Genomic DNA, 281 nt, shown 5'->3' with positions numbered 1-281 from the left:
GAACGAGACTCCGGACATGCCGGGCGACCTCGTCGGCGTCGTCGCAGAGTGGAGTCTGCCGACCCTGTCCGACGCCCTGCAGCCCGGCGGTGTCCGGAAGGTGCAGGGCGCCATTGCGGGCGGCACCTGGGCGGACGATGTCCGGGCCGGGAATTGGGCCGGGAAGGTCGTCGCATCAGTCCTCGGCCTGGACGCGAGCGACCAGAGCGACCGCAAGCGGATCTCCAAACACCTCGCGATGTGGAAGCGGAACGGCTGCCTCAAAACGGAGAGCCACCGCA

The 281-nt window shown here is 69.0% G+C and carries 1 pseudogene; it reads left to right on the top strand.

Features of this window, described 5'->3' with window-relative positions:
- Positions 1-16 precede the first annotated feature (16 nt).
- Positions 17-281: pseudogene (locus ACLBXP_RS26055) on the top strand (hypothetical protein); the annotation flags it as partial.

The sequence above is a fragment of the Methylobacterium sp. A54F genome, from assembly GCF_053346035.1.
Note: the sequence above shows the minus strand (reverse complement) of the source record. Positions and strands in the feature narration are given on the sequence as shown.